Genomic DNA, 16298 nt, shown 5'->3' on the forward strand with positions numbered 1-16298 from the left:
CCGGGAGGCCGGCCGGGCGTTTCCTCGTTGACTCTTGCCGCCAAGCGTCGAGAATGCTGGACAAAGGCGACAGTCGCGAAGGGGCCACCTGCCATGAATCCGTTGGGGGATCCGAGCCAACCCGAGGGACCGGCCGCCGCCTGGTCGGGGCTGATGAACCTTCTGCCCTGCGGCATCCTCCTCGCGGACGCCGAGGGGCGGATCCTGGAGGCCAATCCCGCCGCGGCCCGCATCCTGGGGCTGGACCGCGCGTCCCTGCTCGCGCTCGGGCTTCCCGCCCTCCGGTCCCGGGATCCGGAGGCCACGCCCCGCCTCGAATGGACCGAAATCCCCCTGCCCGGCGGCGGGGCGCTGGCGTCCTTCCAGGACGTCACCGCCTCCCTGGCCCAGGCCCGGCACCTCGACCGCATGACCACGCTCTACGCAGCCCTGAGCCAGGTGAACCAGGCCATCGTCTGGTCTCCCACCCGGGAAAGGCTCCTGGACAAGATCTGCGAAGTCATGGTCGAGGACGGCCGGTTCACCCTGGCCTGGATCGGCATGGACGACCCGGAAACCCACGAGGTGCACATCGCCAGCATCTACGGGGACCGCACCGGCGCCCTGGAGGGCCTCCGGGTGCGCAGCGACGACAGCGAGCTCGGACGGGGCGGCGTGGGCGGGACCATCCGGGAGGGCCGCTCCTGCGTGATCAACGACTTCTTCGCCTCGGAACGGCTCAGGCCCTGGTTCGACCGGGCCCGGGCGGCCGGCTTTGCGGCCATGGCCTCCTTCCCCATCCGCAAGGGCGGACGGGTGGTGGGGGCCCTGGTGGTGTACGCCTCGGTCCGGAACTTCTTCGGCCCGGACGAACTCAAGCTCCTGGAGGAGGCCGCGGGGGACGTGTCCTTCGCCCTGGACCACCTGGAGATGGAGGGGAAGCGCCGGGAGGCGGAGGAGCGCCTGCGGGAGTCGGAGGAACGGTACCGGACCCAGTTCGACATGGCCTCCGAAGGGATCATGGCCCTCACGCCCGAGGGGGAGCTGGTCGATGTCAACGAGGCCTTCGCGCGGATGCACGGCTACACCCGGGAGGAGATCCTGGGGATGAAGCTGGAGGACCTGGACTCGCCGGATTCGTACCTGCAGGTGGGCGAGCGGATGCGCCGCATCAACGCCGGCGAGGAGCCCATCTTCGAAGTGGAGCACCGCCACCGCAACGGGCACCTCATCCACCTCGAGGTTTCAGCCGGCCTGATCCAGTCGGGCGGGAAGCGCATCATCCTCAACTACCACCGCGACATCACCGAGCGCAGGCGGGTGGAGGACTCCATCCGCCAGGCCCAGAAGCTGGAGAGCCTGGGCGTCCTGGCCGGGGGCATCGCCCACGACTTCAACAACCTGCTCACCGCGATCATGGGCAACCTGAACCTCGCCCAGGCCAAGGTGGGCGAGCATTCCCAGGCCCGCCCCTACCTGGAGAAGGTGGAGAACACGGTCCTCCGGGCCGCCGAGCTCAGCCGGCAGATGCTGGCCTACTCCGGCAAGGGCCACTTCGTCGTCAAGCCGAGGGATCTCAACGCGATCATCCAGGAGATGACGGGCCTGCTGGCGGCCTCCCTGCCCAAGCTGATCCGCCTGGACCTCCATCTCGCCCCCGACCTGCCCCTGTTCAAGGCCGACGGCGCCCAGATCCAGCAGGTGGTGCTCAACCTCATCACCAACGCCGCCGAGGCCATCGGCAACCGGGAAGGCGGGATCTCGATCACGACCTACAACGCGGACCTGGACCGGGAGGTCCTCACCTCCGGCTTCCCCGGCCAGCCCATGGAGGCCGGCAGGTATCTGGTCCTCTCGGTGGCCGACACCGGCTGCGGCATCGAACCCCAGGTCCTCTCCCGCATCTTCGATCCCTTCTTCACCACCAAGACCACCGGCCGCGGCCTCGGCCTTTCCGCCATGCTGGGCATCCTCAAGGGCCACAAGGCCGGCATCCACATCGAGACCGAAGTGGGCCAGGGCACCACCTTCCAGGTGTTCTTCCCCGCCCTGGGCGCGGACGAGGCCCCGGAGGACCAGGCCCCCGCCCGCCGTGAGCGCCACCGGGCCGGCACGATCCTGCTGGTGGACGACGAGGAGATGATCCTGGAGAGCACGTCCCCGGCCCTGGAGTCCCTGGGCTTTCGCGTGATCAAGGCCCGCGACGGCGTGCAGGCCCTGGAACTGTTCATGGAGCGGTCCACGGAACTCGCCCTGGTGCTCATGGACCTCAGCATGCCCCGCATGGACGGCACCTCCGCCTTCCTGGCCATGCGCAGGATCCGCCCCGAAGTGCCGGTGCTCCTCACGAGCGGCTACGACCAGAAGGAGGCCACGGAGGACCTGCTGGCCCAGGGCCTGGCGGGTTTCGTGCAGAAGCCCTACCGCATCCGGGACCTGGCGCGGGAGCTGGACCGGGTGCTGGAGGGCAGGGGGTAGCCGGATCAGTCCCCGGACCCGCCCTTGACGCGGTAGACCGGCGGATCGAACGACCCGTCCTTGAAGGCCGCCCCGGCCTCCACCATGGCGTCCAGCTCGTCCTCCACGGCCACGTAGCCTTCCTTCAGGGCCTCCGCGGCCCAGGAGATGTCGGAACCGTCCGATTTGGCCAGATGGGCCGCCAACCGGGTGCGCAGGTCGGGAAGGGGGACGGATTCGATGGCGGCCATGGGCGCTCCAGCTCCGGAACTTCCGGAAGGAACCCGGGATCTCCCGGTTTCGCCCTTCCCCGGTCAAGCCCCCGAGTCCAGCGCGAGGATAGCACCCCTACTTGGAATAGCGGGCAAGGAGCTTCATGTTCCGGTGGTAGGCCGGCCCCCGGGTGAAATTGATGGCCACCTCCCGCGGAAACCGCGCGATGGCGTTGGTGAGGTTGATCAGGGTCTGGACCTTCAGGCCGCTGGCGTAGCCCTGGCGCCGGGCGTTCTCGTAGTACACCAGCAGGGCGCTTCGCATCACCGGCCGGGGCAGGTTGAACAGGCCGTACTCGCTCAGCAGATCATGGTTGATGCGCCGGGTGCCGTCCTGCTCCGTCGCGATCAGATCCTCCGCCTTGAGATCCTGTGTCATGCGCTGCTCCCACGATCCAATTGTAAATCGGGGCGCCCGGAATCGGATGTGAAATCCCTTTGACGGCGGGCGGGCCGGGCCCGATTCCTTCAGGTGGAGGCCACCAGCAGCTCCTCCGCGTTGCCGGGCGGACGGAGACCGTCGGTCCGGCCTGCGAAGTAGCGCTGGGCGAGGGTGGAGGCCGGGACGTGCCGGACCTCCCTGAAACCGGCTCGGGTGGCCAGGGCCAGCATGTCCGCCGGGGTGAAGAAGCTGATGAAGGGCGTGCCGCTCGCCTTCGCCCCGGCGATCGCCCGCTCGATCCCGGGACGCGCATCGGGGTCCGCCAGCTCCACCGGCAGCAGGAACGACATGGCGAGCGTCGAGCCGGGAGCCAGCGCCGCGACCTGGCGCAGCGTGGCCAGCACCGCCTCCTCCGTGAGATACATGCTCACGCCCGTGGACGCCACGACCGCCGGCCGCCCGGGATCGAACCCGGACGCGGCCAGCCGCTCCCACCACGGGTCACCCGCCTCAAAATCCACGGGCACCAGGCGCAGGTCCGGAGGCACGCCGAAGCCGAGGTCGACCAGGCGCTGCCGCTTCCAGGACTGGGGGCCGGGGCGGTCGATCTCGAAAATGACCAGGCCGCCGGCAAGCTCCCGCCGGCGCTGGGCGAAGGTGTCCAGACCCGCCCCGAGGATGACGTACTGCCCGACGCCCCGGGCCGCATGCTCCGCGACGAGGTCCTCGATGAAGCGGGCCCGGGCCACGATGGAGGCGCGGAAGGGCCGCGTGAAGGGACTCATGTCCGGCCGGCTCCGCCAGTCCGCCTCCGGCGCCGCCAGCTTCAGGCCGAGGTCGTCCTCAAGCACGTGGGGCGGAGCGTCGACCTCCAGGTGCAGCGCCCGCCACAGGGCGACCCTCACAGCGGTGCTGTCCGGCGCCACTGCCTTTTCCTCGCTCATGCGATACCCCCGCCCTGAGGATAGCGGCCTACCTGCCGCGGCCCCAATGGATGCCCACCGCCAGCTCGAACCACGCCAGCCGGCTCACCCCGAACCCCTCCTGCGGGGCCGAATCCACGTTCACGAAATGGTAGGCGCCCTCCGCGCTGAAACGGTGGTTGAACTGCCACCCGCCTCCGATCCGGGCCGCCGGTTTGTGGTGCTGGGTGAACCGGGTCGTGCCTCCGACGACCGGCCCACCGGGCGAAAGCGGCCAGTGGGCCGTCCTGTCCAGCCTCGGGGAGGCCAGGCCAAGGCCCACCGTGGAATACCAGCCGCTCGTGCTGCCGGTCCACTGGTGCCGCCAGTCCAGCCCGACCTCCGGGAGCGACCAGTCGGATTCCGTGTAGGCGCCGCCGGTCCCCAGCGGATTCCGCCCTCCCGGACGGAGGCCGGCCAGGGAAAGACGGAGCCGAACGGCATCCGGGGTCCGGAAGCTCCGTTCGAACAGCAGGCCGAGGACCGGGCCTCCGAGGCTTTGCTGGGCTCCAGCCTGGGGGTCGGATTTCAACGACCCCTGGGGTGCCATCGCACCCAGCTGGAAGGCCCAGGAGGTGTCACCCGCCCCAAGGGGCCCGGCGGAAACGGCCAGGAGCACGGCGAGGCCCGGAAACCCGAATCGCATAACAACCCCCTTGATATCAGTGTTCCTAAACCATATACCAACCTGCCTGCGGGGACCAATGGATTCCAGCGCCGGCACGCGCGCCTCCCTGTCTGAAAATCCGGACGGCGGTGCGGGTGAGATGCGGTTTATTTCCGGAAGGGCGAAGATATCCGTGCCGAATTATGCATTTGAGCCTATAAAGAGGTAGGGCTTCGTGCCCCTCGGCCTCGCGATCCGCAAGCGCACCCGCGAACACTGGAAGGCCGGCCCATGCAGCACCCGTCCCAAGCGCCTCCGAAACCCGACCCGGGTGCGGCCAGGGCGGGGGCGCGCGGCCACAGGGCGCGCATGAAGATCGGGGCGCTGCAGGACGCCATCTTCAACAGCGCGAACTTCTCGAGCATCGCGACGGACGCGCGGGGCGTGATCCAGATCTTCAACGTCGGGGCCGAGCGCATGCTGGGCTACGAGGCCCGGGAGGTGGTCGACACCTGCACGCCGGCCGACATCTCGGATCCGGAGGAGCTGCTCGCGCGGGCCCGGGACCTGAGCCTGGAACTGGGGACGCCCATCGCGCCCGGGTTCGAGGCCCTGGTGTTCAAGGCCTCGCGGGGCATCGAGGACATCTACGAGCTGACCTACGTCCGCAAGGACGGTTCCCGGTTCCCGGCGCTGCTGTCGGTCACCGCCCTGCGGGACGCCCGGGAGGCCATCATCGGGTACCTGCTCATCGGCACCGACAACTCGGCCCGCAAGCGGATCGAGGCCGAGCAGGAGAAGCTCGCCCAGCGCCTGCGGAACAACCAGTTCTACACGCGCTCCCTCTTCGAATCCAACGTGGACGCCCTGGTCACCGTCGCCCCCTCCGGCTTCATCATGGATGTGAACCGGCAGATGGAGGCCCTGACCGGATGCAACCGGGACGAGCTGATCGGCGCGCCCTTCCGGAAGTTCTTCACCGACCCCGACAGCGCCCAGGCCTCCCTCGTCCAGGTCCTGGCCGCGGGGAAGATCACCAACTGCCCGCTCACCGTCCTGGCCCTCGACGGCCACGAGACGGAGGTCTCCTGCAACGCCACCACCTTCCATGACCGGGACCGCAGCCTGGAGGGCGTGTTCGTGGCCGCCCGGGACATCACCGAGGCCCGGCGCATGGAGGCGGTGCTCCAGGCCAAGAACGCCGAGCTGGAGCACGCCAAGGTCGTGGCGGAGAAGGCCAACCTCGCCAAGTCCGAGTTCCTGTCCGGCATGAGCCACGAGCTGCGCTCGCCCCTCAACGCCATCCTCGGCTTCGCCCAGCTGATGGATTCCGCCCAGCCGCCGCCCTCGGATTCGCAGAAGGCGAGCCTCAAGCAGATCCTGAACGCGGGCTGGTACCTGTTGCGCCTGATCAACGAGATCCTGGACCTGGCGGTGGTGGAGTCCGGCAAGCTGTCCATTTCGGTGGAGCCGGTGTCCCTCACCGAGGTGCTGGCCGAGTGCCAGGCCATGATCGCCCCCCAGGCCGGGAAGCGGGACCTGCGGCTGGTATTCGAGGAACTGGACACGCCGCGCTTCGTGCTGGCCGACCGGGTGCGGCTCAAGCAGGTCGTCCTGAATTTCCTTTCCAACGCCATCAAGTACAACCGCCCCGGCGGGACGGTCACGGTGGCCAGCTCCGTCCTGCCCTCCGGACGCGTGCGGATCGGCATCCAGGACACCGGGGCGGGGCTCCCTCCCGCCATGGTGGAGCAGCTCTTCCAGGCCTTCAACCGGCTCGGCCACGAGGACGGCGCGGAGGAGGGCACGGGCATCGGCCTGGTCATGAGCAAGGTGCTGGTGGAGCTCATGGGCGGCGAGGTCGGCCTGGACAGCGTGGAGGGGGTCGGAAGCACCTTCTGGTTCGAGCTGAAGGGGACGCCCGCGCCCCGGATGCCCGCGGAAGGGGCCCGCCCGCGCCCGGCGGCCCGGCCCCGGGCGCCACGGGGCTCGGCCCTGCGCACGGTGCTCTACGTCGAGGACAACGCGGCCAACCTGGAGCTGGTCCAGGAACTGGTCGCCCGCCGTCCGGACCTCCACTTGCTCACGGCCGACGAAGGCCAGCTCGGGGTCGACCTGGCGCGGGAACACCTTCCCGAAGTGATCCTCATGGATATCAACCTCCCCGGCATCAGCGGCGTCGAGGCCCTGGCCCTCCTGCGGGAGGATCCGGCCACCGCCCACATCCCGGTGCTGGCCATCAGCGCCAACGCCATGGTCAGCGACGTCAGGGCCGGCCTCGACCTGGGCTTCTTCCGCTACCTCACCAAGCCCATCAACGTTCAACAATTCATGGAAGCACTGGACCTGGCCCTGGACCACGCGGACCGGAACCCTGGGGCTGCCGACGAGGTGCCCCCCCGATGATCCAGCCCGCCGAAATCCTCAACGCCCGGATCCTCGTCGTCGACGACCAGGAAGCCAACGTCATCCTCCTTGAGCAGATGCTGAAGGCGGCGGGCTACACCTCCATCCGGTCGACGATGGAACCGGAGCGGGTCTGCGAGCTGCACCTGGAGCACGCCTTCGACCTGATCATCCTGGACCTGAACATGCCCGGCATGGACGGCTTCGCCGTCATGGAGAACCTGAAGACCATCGAGACCGGGAGCTACATCCCCGTGCTCGTCGTCACCGCCCAGTCCGATCACAAGCTGCGGGCCCTTCGGGCCGGCGCGCGCGATTTCATCAGCAAGCCCTTCGAGCTCGCCGAAGTGCTGGTGCGGGTGCGCAACCTCATCGAGGTGCGGCTGCTGAACCGGAAATCGTTGGAACTCGTCGCGCGGGTGGTGGCGGAAAAGGGCGTGTCGCGGCGCCTCCTGCTCGACCTGCTGCCGGTGGCGCGCGCGGTGGCCCCGGAAGGAGCCGCCTCGGAGAACTGGGCGGAAGTGGCCGTGCTGTTCCTGGATATCGTCGAGTTCACGGCCCTGTCGGAACGGGCGGAGGCCCAGGCCCTGATCGGGGTCCTGGACGAGATCTCCGGCCGGCATGATCCGGACCGGGCCTTCGACCGGGACCGGACGGTGGGCAACGCCTATCTGGTGACCAGCGGCCTGTCGAATGCCCAGGCCTGCACCACCATCGACGCGACGGAGAAGGCCCTGGACCTCGCCGAGGCCCTGGACCGGTTCAATGCCCTGAATCCCTTCAAGCTGAAGGTCGGCCTGACCATCGGCGGCCGGGCTTCGCAACTCTGACCTGGAGGGCCGCTCCGTTGGAACCACCTGATGGACCTGTACAACCGACTTGCCACCTAGGGACCGCCCATGCGCGCCGATGATCTGGACCACAAGGAACTGCTGGAAATGGACGCGGAGGGCGGCGTCATCCGCTTCGCGGGGCAGCGGGCCATCCTGCTGGACGCCGTGGCCATGGGCCTGCTGCGCAAGTACCTGGTGGAGAACTTCGGCGTGACGGCCGCCCGCACGGTTCTCACCCAGTTCGGCTTCGCCCACGGCTGGCGCATGGCCGAAGCCATGCTGACCGAGTTCACGTGGGACAACGACGAGCAGTGGCGGCAGGCCGGCGCCCGCATCCACACCCTGGGCGGCCTCTTCCGGCTGGAGCCGGGCAGCGCGGACGCGCTGTCCACCGAGGGCGCCCTGCTCACGGCCTCCTACGAGGCCGAGCAGCACCTCCTGCATTTCGGCCGGGCCGACGCCCCCACGTGCTGGACCATCTGCGGCCTCATCAGCGGCTACCTCACCCGCACCTCGGGCAAGGAGATCTTCGTCCTGGAGGACCGCTGCGTGGGGGACGGGCATGCGAACTGCCACCTGTTCGGGCGCACGCGGGAGGAATGGGGGGACGAGCGCTCCTCGGAACTGCGGTTCTTCGAGGCCAAGACCCTCAAGGACTGCCTGGACGTGTCCCTCCACCGGGTCACGGAGACGCTGAAGGCGGCCGAGCGAAAGCTGCGGGAGCACAACCGGGCCCTGACCCTGGCGGTGCCGGAGCTGGCCGAGCCCGTGCTGGGCGTCGTCGTCAAGAGCGAGGCCATGCGCCGGATCGTGGACCTGGCCCGGCGCGTGGCCAAGGTCGACTCCACCGTGCTGATCACGGGCGAAAGCGGTTCGGGCAAGGAGCGCATCGCCCGGGTGGTGCACGAGGAGTCCACGCGGGCCTCGGGCCCCTTCATCGCCGTCAACTGCGGCGCCATCACCGAGTCGCTGCTGGAGAGCGAGCTGTTCGGCCACGCGCGGGGCGCCTTCACCGGCGCCAGCCAGGACCGCCCCGGGCTCTTCGAGGCCGCCAACCGGGGCACCCTCCTTCTGGACGAGATCGGGGAGGTCACGCCCGCCATGCAGGTCAAGCTGCTCCGTGCCATCCAGGAACGGGAGATCCGGCGCGTGGGCGAGAACAAGGTACGGAAGGTGGATGTGCGCATCATCGCCGCCACCAACCGCAACCTCGCCCAGTGCGTGACCGACGGGGCCTTCCGGCAGGATCTCTACTACCGGCTGAAGGTCGTGGAGCTGCACGTGCCCGCGCTCCGGGACCGCCGGGAGAACATCCTCCCCCTGGCGCGGGTGCTGCTGGCGGGCTCGGCGCTGTGGATGAAGCGGAAGATCTCCGGGTTCTCGCCGGCCGCGGCCGACCAGCTCCTGCGGTACGCCTGGCCCGGCAACGTGCGCGAGCTGGAGAATGCCATGGAGCGCGCGGTGGCCCTCGCGCCGGGCACGCGGGTCGAGGTCGAGGACCTCCCCGAGGAAGTGCGCCAGGCCCCCGGCAAGCCGGTGGCCATCCCCGGCCAGGTCCAGCCCCTGGAGGACGTGGAGCGGGACTACATCCTCTCCGTCCTGGAGCTGAACAAGGGCAACCAGACCCATGCCGCCCGGCAGCTCAAGATCGGGACCGCGACCCTGTACCGCAAGTTGAAGAGCTACGGAGTCGGCGGGGTCGTTCCGGCCTGACGGATCTTTCACTTTGATCGATCCCACCCGGGTACGGCCGTTCCCGGGGTTTCGCAACTAGGTTGGGGCATTGGACCTGTCCATCAAGCACGGGAATTGCTTCCTGGGAGCCGACGGGATGCGGGGCGGGCCGGAGACGCGGTCCGTCCCCCTCCCGCAGGAGGCGACCATGCGCTGCTATTCCACACCCGAGGCTCCCTGCCAAGCCGTCTGCGACACCTGCGCCGGGTCCCTGGCCCCGGAGGCCTGGGAGGGCTGGAGCGAACTGGACCCTGCCATCCAGGAGGGATCCGAACCCATCCGCTGCGCCCGTTGCGGAGCGTCCCTTTGAGACGCGCGCACCCCGTGCAGGCCGCCAGGCTCGCAGCCATCGGGTTCGGCCTCGTGGGGGCCCTGTCCTGCACGGGGCTTCCGGAGATCCACTACCAGCGCAAACCCCCCGCCCCGGGCGCGAAGGTGACCATCGAGAACGCGCGGGGCGCCGTGGAGAAGGACAGGGCGGAGGCGCTCCTCGGCCGCCACCCGGGCGACTCCCGGGCCGGGACCCGGGAACGGGCCCTCCTGGAGGAGGCGGCCACGGGCCGTCCCCTCCTGGCTGGCAACGCGGTCCAGCTCCTGTTCGACGGACCCGAGACCATGGGCGCCATGCTGGCGAGCATCTCCGCGGCCAAGCGGTCGATCAACCTGGAGACGTACATCTTCGACCCGGACGAGCTCGGCCAGACCTTCTCCGACCTGCTGATCGCCAAACAGCGGGAGGGCGTGCAGGTGAACATCATCTACGACTGCGTGGGGACCGCCGGGACCCCCGAGGCCTTCTTCGACCGCATGCGCGACGCCGGGATCCGCCTGTGCCCCTACCATCCCATCAACCCCTTCAAGCGCCTGGGCCGGTGGAAGGTCAACAACCGGGACCACCGCAAGATCCTTGTGGTGGACGGGGCCGTGGCCTTCACCGGGGGCGCCAACATCAGCGGGACCTACCTGCACGGCTCCCTGTTCCGGAGGAAGGGCAGGGGCCGGACGAACCTGGGCTGGCGCGACACCCACCTGCGGATCGAGGGACCCGCCGCGGCGGCCCTCCAGGAACTCTTCGTCCAGACCTGGCTGGTCCAGATGAAGGAGGACCTGCACACCCCGGATTATTTCCCGGCCCCGCGGGAGGCGGGCGACACCCTCGTCCGCGTCGTGGGCAGCCAGCCCGGGGGCGATTTCGAGATCTACCGGGCCTACGTCCTGGCCATTGACCAGGCGGCCCGAACCATCCACCTCACGGCCGCCTATTTCGTGCCCGACGCCCGGATCGTCCAGGCCCTGGTGCGGGCCGCCCGCCGGGGCGTGGAGGTGGAGATCATCCTCACGTCCCTCACGGACAGCGGTTTCGTCCAGCACGCCAGCCAGTCGTACTACCAGGAGTTCCTGGATGCCGGCGTGCGCCTCTACCAGCTGAAGAGCTCCATCCTCCACGCCAAGACGGCCGTCATCGACGGCGCCTGGTCCACGGTCGGTTCCACCAACCTGGACATGCGCAGCTTCCTCTTCAACAAGGAAGTCAACGTCATCGTCCTGGGCACCCCTTTCGGGGGCGAGATGGAAAAGGCCTTCCGCGAGGACAAGGCCAATTCGGACGAGATCACCTCCTCCGGGTGGGCCAGGCGATCCCGCGCGGACCGGGTGCGGGAGTGGGTCGCGAGGCGGCTGGCGCGTTGGCTCTGACCCCTGAAAGGTCCGGTCTTGAATTGAAGGGCAGGGCAATCACATTGATCGTACCCGCCGGGAACTCCCCTCCCGGTCTGCATCAAAGCCTTTGGAATCAGCATCCAAATTGTTGGAACAGATCCTGCTGGTTGCGATGGGGGCCGGATCCCCATGAACCCCTTTGAAAGGAACCGCCATGCTGAAGACTTCGGGCGACGACACCTGGGAGCAGGTGAAGTCCGGCCTGGACATGGCCTGGGACGAGGTCAAGGCCCCGTTCGGGCACGCCTCCGGCACGCCCCGGACCTGAGCGGCGATCCATGAATGCCTTCGGTGCCTGTGCGCTCGCGGTGGTCCTGGCCACCGGCCTCCAGGCCAAGCCTCCCCGGCCGGCGCGGCCCTGGAGCGCCCATGAGGCGCGCCAGGCCACGATCCAGAAGATCGTGATCGAGGTGGGCGACGTCTTCGACCTCGCCCGGCCCGATGAGAACATCTGGATCGGCCGGGTCGCGGACCGCCTCCACTCCTCCACGAAGGAACCGGTCATCCGCAGGGTCCTCCTCTTCAAGGAGGGCGACCGGGTGCGCGCAAGGCGCATCTACGAGACGGAGCGCCTGCTGCGCGCCCTGCCGTTCGTGAAGGACGCCCACATCGATCCCGTCCAGGAGGCCGACGGCACCCTCGTGGCCCGGGTACGGGTGCGGGACGCCTGGACGACCCAGGTGAACGCGGGCTTCTCCTCCGTGGGAGGGCAGCGGTCCATGAACTTCGGCGTGGATGAGAAGAACTTCCTGGGCCACGGAAAGAGCGTGGCCTTCGACATCGCCAAGGACCACGAGCGCACCGACTGGGGCATCACCTACATGGACCCCCAGCTCTTCGCCAGCCGCTGGACCCTGGCCCTGCAGAGCCGGTACCTCTCCGACGGCCACAACCGGAGCATCAAGCTGGAGCGGCCCTTCTTCGCCCTGGACACGCCCTGGTCCACCAGCCTGGCCCTGTCCCAGAAGAAGTCCTCCCTTCACCTCTACGACCGCACGAAAGAGGTCTTCCAGGCCCCCTTCATCCAGGACGAGCTCCAGTGGGCGGGGGCCGCGGCCTTCCACCAGGCGGGCGAACGCGTCTGGCGGGCTGGCCTGATGGTCGATCGGCTGGACACCCATTACGGCCAAGTCGTCGCCGCCCTCCCCCCGGGCACCCTTCCCGCGCCCACGCTCGTGAACCGCCGCCTGCGGGGCGCGGCCCTCACCCTCTCCACCCAGAAGGACGCCTTTGAGACCTTCGTGGACCTGCTGGGCGTGGATACCCCCGAGGACTACAGCCTCGCGTGGAACGGCTCCCTTGCGCTGGGCACCTACAGCCGCGCCCTGGGGTCGTCCATGGCGGCTCCCTTCTTCATCCTCCAGGCCGCCAACGGCTGGTCCTCGTCCAGCGACGACCTCACCCTGTTCACCTTCTCCTGGGATGGGCGCGTGCCCGCCACCGGGCTGGAGAACAGCGCGCTCGGCCTCTCCCTTGTGCACTACACCAAGGTGACGGAAAACCAGATATTTGCGACCCTCGCCACCTTCGATGCGGGCCGGCGCCTGGACCCCGAACGATGGTACTACCTGGGCGGCGACCAGGGCTTGAGGGGTTTTCCCAATTTCCTCCACCCGGGCGACGCCCGGTGGGTGGTGTCCCTGGACTACCGCCTCCTCACCGAGCAGCGCTGGTGGGGCCTGGTGCGCCTGGGCTACTGCGCCTTCGTGGACACCGGCTCCATCCGCCGCATGGACGGGATGGGCTGGACCCGGACCTACACCGACGTGGGCGTCGGCCTGCGCCTGGGCAACCTCAAGAGCTCGCTGGGACGCGTGATCCTCCTGAGCGTGGCCACGCCGCTGAACCGGGAACCCTACCAGTCCAAGGTGCAGTTCACCATCGGCAACACCGTGCGCTTTTGACGCCGGACCTTCTCCACCCACCTTTCAAGGAGCGCCACCATGTTCACCATCCTCATCGTCATCCTGATCCTCATGCTCCTCGGCGCCCTGCCGACCTGGCCCCACAGCAGGTCCTGGGGCTTCTACCCCAGCGGCGGACTCGGGCTCGTCGTGCTGATCCTCGTCATCCTGCTGCTTATGGGCAGGATCTAGGGGGAAGCCTGTCAGCATCCCCTCAGCCGGGTATCCAACGCTGATGATAATTGGGTTAATGCAATTTTTGCTTTTCCTCGGCGATCCTCGGTTTCCTCGGCGCCTCGGCGTTAAATTTTTCCTGGGTTATGCCTACGCAAAGATTACTCGCGCCGAGGCACCCGGCAAGAAGCCTAACGCCGAGGCGCCGAGGGGACCGAGGATCGCCGAGGAAAAGCCCAACAGCCGTTTGCAGATCCGCACTTTCGGATGGATGCGGGTGGCTGAGGGGATACGCCTGTCATAGCATTTCCCGGCGGCCCCGGCCTGGGAAGGCGCCGCCGTCCCCCTCGAGGAAGGACACATCGCATGGCAGCGCTGGCGATTTAGAAAGGAAGAACCCCATGACGACCCTCTCCCCCGAGCTCCTGCGCCGGATGGACGCCTACTGGCGCGCAGCGAACTATCTGTCGGTCGGCCAGATCTACCTGTACGACAATCCCCTGCTGCGACGCCCGCTGGTGCGCGAGGACGTGAAGCGGATGCTCCTGGGCCACTGGGGCACCACCCCCGGGCAGAACTTCATATACACCCACCTCAACCGGGTCATCACCGAGCGCGACCTGGACATGATCTACATCTCGGGACCGGGCCACGGCGGCCCGGCCGTGGTGGGCAGCACCTACCTGGAAGGCACCTACAGCGAGGTCTACCCGGAGATCACCCAGGACGAGGCGGGGCTGCGGAAGCTCTTCCGGCAGTTCTCCTTCCCCGGCGGCATCCCCAGTCACGCATCCCCCGAATGCCCCGGGTCCATCCACGAGGGCGGGGAGCTCGGCTATTCGCTCAGCCATGCCTTCGGCGCGGCCTTCGACAACCCCGGCCTTATCGTGGCCTGCGTCGTGGGCGACGGGGAGTCGGAGACCGGCCCGCTGGCCACCGCCTGGCACTCCAACAAGTTCCTCAACCCCGCCACGGACGGCGCGGTGCTGCCGATCCTCCACCTCAACGGGTACAAGATCGCCAACCCCACCCTCCTCGCCCGCATCACCCGGGAGGAGCTGGACCCGTTCCTCCGGGGCTGCGGCTGGACGCCCCTCTACGTGGAAGGGCACGACCCCGTGCTCATGCACGAGGCCATGGCCTCGGCCCTGGACCAGGCCGTGGGGGAGATCGCCCGGATCCAGCGGGAGGCGAGGAGCACCGGTCGCATGGTGCGCCCCCGGTGGCCCCTGATCGTGCTCGCCTCCCCCAAGGGCTGGACCGGGCCGGACCGCATCGACGGCCGGCAGGTGGAGGGGACCTTCCGCTCCCACCAGGTGCCGCTTTCCGACCCGCGCTCCAATCCCGCCCACCTCGCCGTGCTGGAGCGGTGGCTGCGAAGCTACCGTCCCGATGAGCTCTTCGACACCCAGGGACGGCTCCTGCCGGAGCTGCAGGCCCTTGCGCCCAGGGGGGAGCGGCGCATGGGCGCCAATCCCCACGCCAACGGCGGGCTCCTGCTCCGGGACCTGGACATGCCCGACTTCCGGGCCTACGCCCTGGCGGTGGAGCGGCCCGGAACGCCCGGGCCCGGGGATACCCGCGTCCTGGGCGCCTTCCTGCGCGACGTGGTGGGGCTGAACGACGAGGCGAAGAATTTCCGGATCTTCGGCCCGGACGAGACGCTGTCCAACGGGCTGGAGGCGGTCTTCCAGGCGACGCAGCGGCAGTGGATCGCGGCCGTGGAGCCGAACGATGAATTCCTGGACACCAGAGGGCGGGTGATGGAGCAGCTCAGCGAACACCAGTGCGAGGGGTGGCTGGAAGGCTACCTGCTTACGGGTCGCCACGGGCTGTTCAACTGCTACGAGGCCTTCATCCATATCGTGGATTCCATGTTCAACCAGCACGCCAAGTGGCTGAAGGTCGCCGCGCGGCTGCCCTGGCGGCCCCGCATCGCCTCCCTGAACTACCTCCTGGCCTCCCACGTGTGGCGCCAGGACCACAACGGCTTCTCGCACCAGGACCCGGGGTTCATCGACCACGTGATGAACAAGAAGGCCGAGATCGTGCGGGTCTATCTGCCCCCCGACGCCAACTGCCTGCTGTCGGTCATGGACCACTGCCTGCGCAGCCGCCACTACGTCAACGTCGTGGTGGCGGGCAAGCATCCCGCGCCCCAGTGGCTGACCATGGAGGAGGCGGTGCGGCACTGCGCGGAGGGGATCGGCATCTGGTCCTGGGCCGGCTGCGGCCCTGAGACCGAACCCGACGTCGTCATGGCCTGCTGCGGGGACGTGCCGACCCTGGAGACCCTGGCGGCCGTGTCCATCCTGCGCGAGCACCTGCCCGAGGTGCGGGTCCGGGTCGTCAACGTCGTGGATCTCATGAAGCTGCAGCCCCGGACGGAACATCCCCACGGCCTGGACGACGACGCCTTCGACGCGCTGTTTACCCGGGACCGGCCCGTCATCTTCGCCTACCACGCCTATCCCTGGCTGATCCACCGCCTCACGTACCGGCGCGCGAACCACGGGAACATCCACGTGCGTGGCTACCAGGAGGAAGGCACGATCACGACGCCCTTCGACATGACGGTGCTGAACGACATGGACCGGTACCACCTGGTGATGGACGCCATCGACCGGCTGCCGGGAACGGGGGACAAGGGGCTGCAGGTGAAGCGGATGCTCCAGGGGAAGCTGGTGGAGTATCGGGCTTATATTGAAGAAATCGGGGAGGATATGCCTGAAATCAAGAACTGGGTCTGGACCGCGGATTAAGGTTCCTTTTCCTTTCTCGGCGACCCTCGGCTCCTTGGCCCCCTCGGCGATGCGTTCTGTTTTCTTCCCCCTGCGGCGCTTGAAATCCATGCGCCGCCAGGGTCGAG

The 16298-nt window shown here is 68.5% G+C and carries 13 protein-coding genes; 9 read left to right on the plus strand and 4 right to left on the minus strand.

Going from position 1 to position 16298, the window contains the following annotated elements; translation table 11 throughout:
* Positions 1-153 precede the first annotated feature (153 nt).
* On the plus strand, positions 154-2457 hold the full coding sequence (locus tag ACZ5MC_RS10655) for a PAS domain S-box protein (protein WP_306600323.1): 2304 nt from the start codon (positions 154-156) through the stop codon (positions 2455-2457).
* 5 nt (positions 2458-2462) lie between these two features.
* On the opposite strand, the gene ACZ5MC_RS10660 is transcribed toward ACZ5MC_RS10655, so the two are convergent.
* The 4 genes from ACZ5MC_RS10660 to ACZ5MC_RS10675 form a co-directional block, all read right to left on the minus strand.
* Positions 2463-2687 (minus strand): hypothetical protein, encoded by a 225-nt coding sequence (locus tag ACZ5MC_RS10660; protein WP_306600324.1) that lies wholly within the window; start codon positions 2685-2687, stop codon positions 2463-2465.
* Between the two features lie 97 nt (positions 2688-2784).
* Positions 2785-3087 (minus strand): hypothetical protein, encoded by a 303-nt coding sequence (locus ACZ5MC_RS10665; protein ID WP_306600325.1) that lies wholly within the window; start codon positions 3085-3087, stop codon positions 2785-2787.
* Positions 3088-3176: 89 nt separating this feature from the next.
* The gene (locus ACZ5MC_RS10670) at positions 3177-4034 is read right to left on the minus strand and encodes a class I SAM-dependent methyltransferase (RefSeq protein WP_306600326.1); all 858 of its coding nucleotides are present in this window, start codon (positions 4032-4034) and stop codon (positions 3177-3179) included.
* A gap of 28 nt (positions 4035-4062) precedes the next feature.
* Positions 4063-4698 (minus strand): hypothetical protein, encoded by a 636-nt coding sequence (locus ACZ5MC_RS10675; protein WP_306600327.1) that lies wholly within the window; start codon positions 4696-4698, stop codon positions 4063-4065.
* A gap of 252 nt (positions 4699-4950) precedes the next feature.
* Between ACZ5MC_RS10675 and ACZ5MC_RS10680 the strand changes: the two genes are divergently transcribed.
* From ACZ5MC_RS10680 to ACZ5MC_RS10715, 8 genes are all read left to right on the plus strand, one after another.
* Positions 4951-7065 (plus strand): PAS domain-containing hybrid sensor histidine kinase/response regulator, encoded by a 2115-nt coding sequence (locus ACZ5MC_RS10680; protein WP_464517706.1) that lies wholly within the window; start codon positions 4951-4953, stop codon positions 7063-7065.
* The gene (locus ACZ5MC_RS10685) at positions 7062-7895 is read left to right on the plus strand and encodes a response regulator (protein WP_306600329.1); all 834 of its coding nucleotides are present in this window, start codon (positions 7062-7064) and stop codon (positions 7893-7895) included. Before ACZ5MC_RS10680 ends, ACZ5MC_RS10685 begins: the two co-directional genes overlap by 4 nt.
* Before the next feature lie 69 nt (positions 7896-7964).
* Positions 7965-9611: a sigma 54-interacting transcriptional regulator gene (locus ACZ5MC_RS10690; RefSeq protein ID WP_464517707.1), complete on the plus strand. Its 1647-nt coding sequence runs from the start codon at positions 7965-7967 to the stop codon at positions 9609-9611.
* Positions 9612-9780: 169 nt separating this feature from the next.
* On the plus strand, positions 9781-9942 hold the full coding sequence (locus tag ACZ5MC_RS10695) for a hypothetical protein (protein WP_306600331.1): 162 nt from the start codon (positions 9781-9783) through the stop codon (positions 9940-9942).
* The gene (gene cls / locus ACZ5MC_RS10700) at positions 9939-11327 is read left to right on the plus strand and encodes a cardiolipin synthase (protein WP_306600332.1); all 1389 of its coding nucleotides are present in this window, start codon (positions 9939-9941) and stop codon (positions 11325-11327) included. Before ACZ5MC_RS10695 ends, cls begins: the two co-directional genes overlap by 4 nt.
* A gap of 302 nt (positions 11328-11629) precedes the next feature.
* Positions 11630-13255 carry a BamA/TamA family outer membrane protein gene (locus ACZ5MC_RS10705; protein WP_464517708.1) on the plus strand — a complete coding sequence of 542 codons (1626 nt, stop codon included), beginning with the start codon at positions 11630-11632 and terminating at the stop codon, positions 13253-13255.
* A gap of 39 nt (positions 13256-13294) precedes the next feature.
* Entirely contained in the window at positions 13295-13447 is a 153-nt protein-coding gene (locus tag ACZ5MC_RS10710) for a DUF3309 family protein (RefSeq protein WP_306600334.1), read from the plus strand.
* 383 nt (positions 13448-13830) lie between these two features.
* Complete coding sequence (locus ACZ5MC_RS10715; RefSeq protein WP_464517709.1) at positions 13831-16191, plus strand: phosphoketolase family protein; 2361 nt, start codon at positions 13831-13833, stop codon at positions 16189-16191.
* Positions 16192-16298 lie beyond the last annotated feature (107 nt).

Source organism: Mesoterricola sp. JemC181, assembly GCF_055384585.1.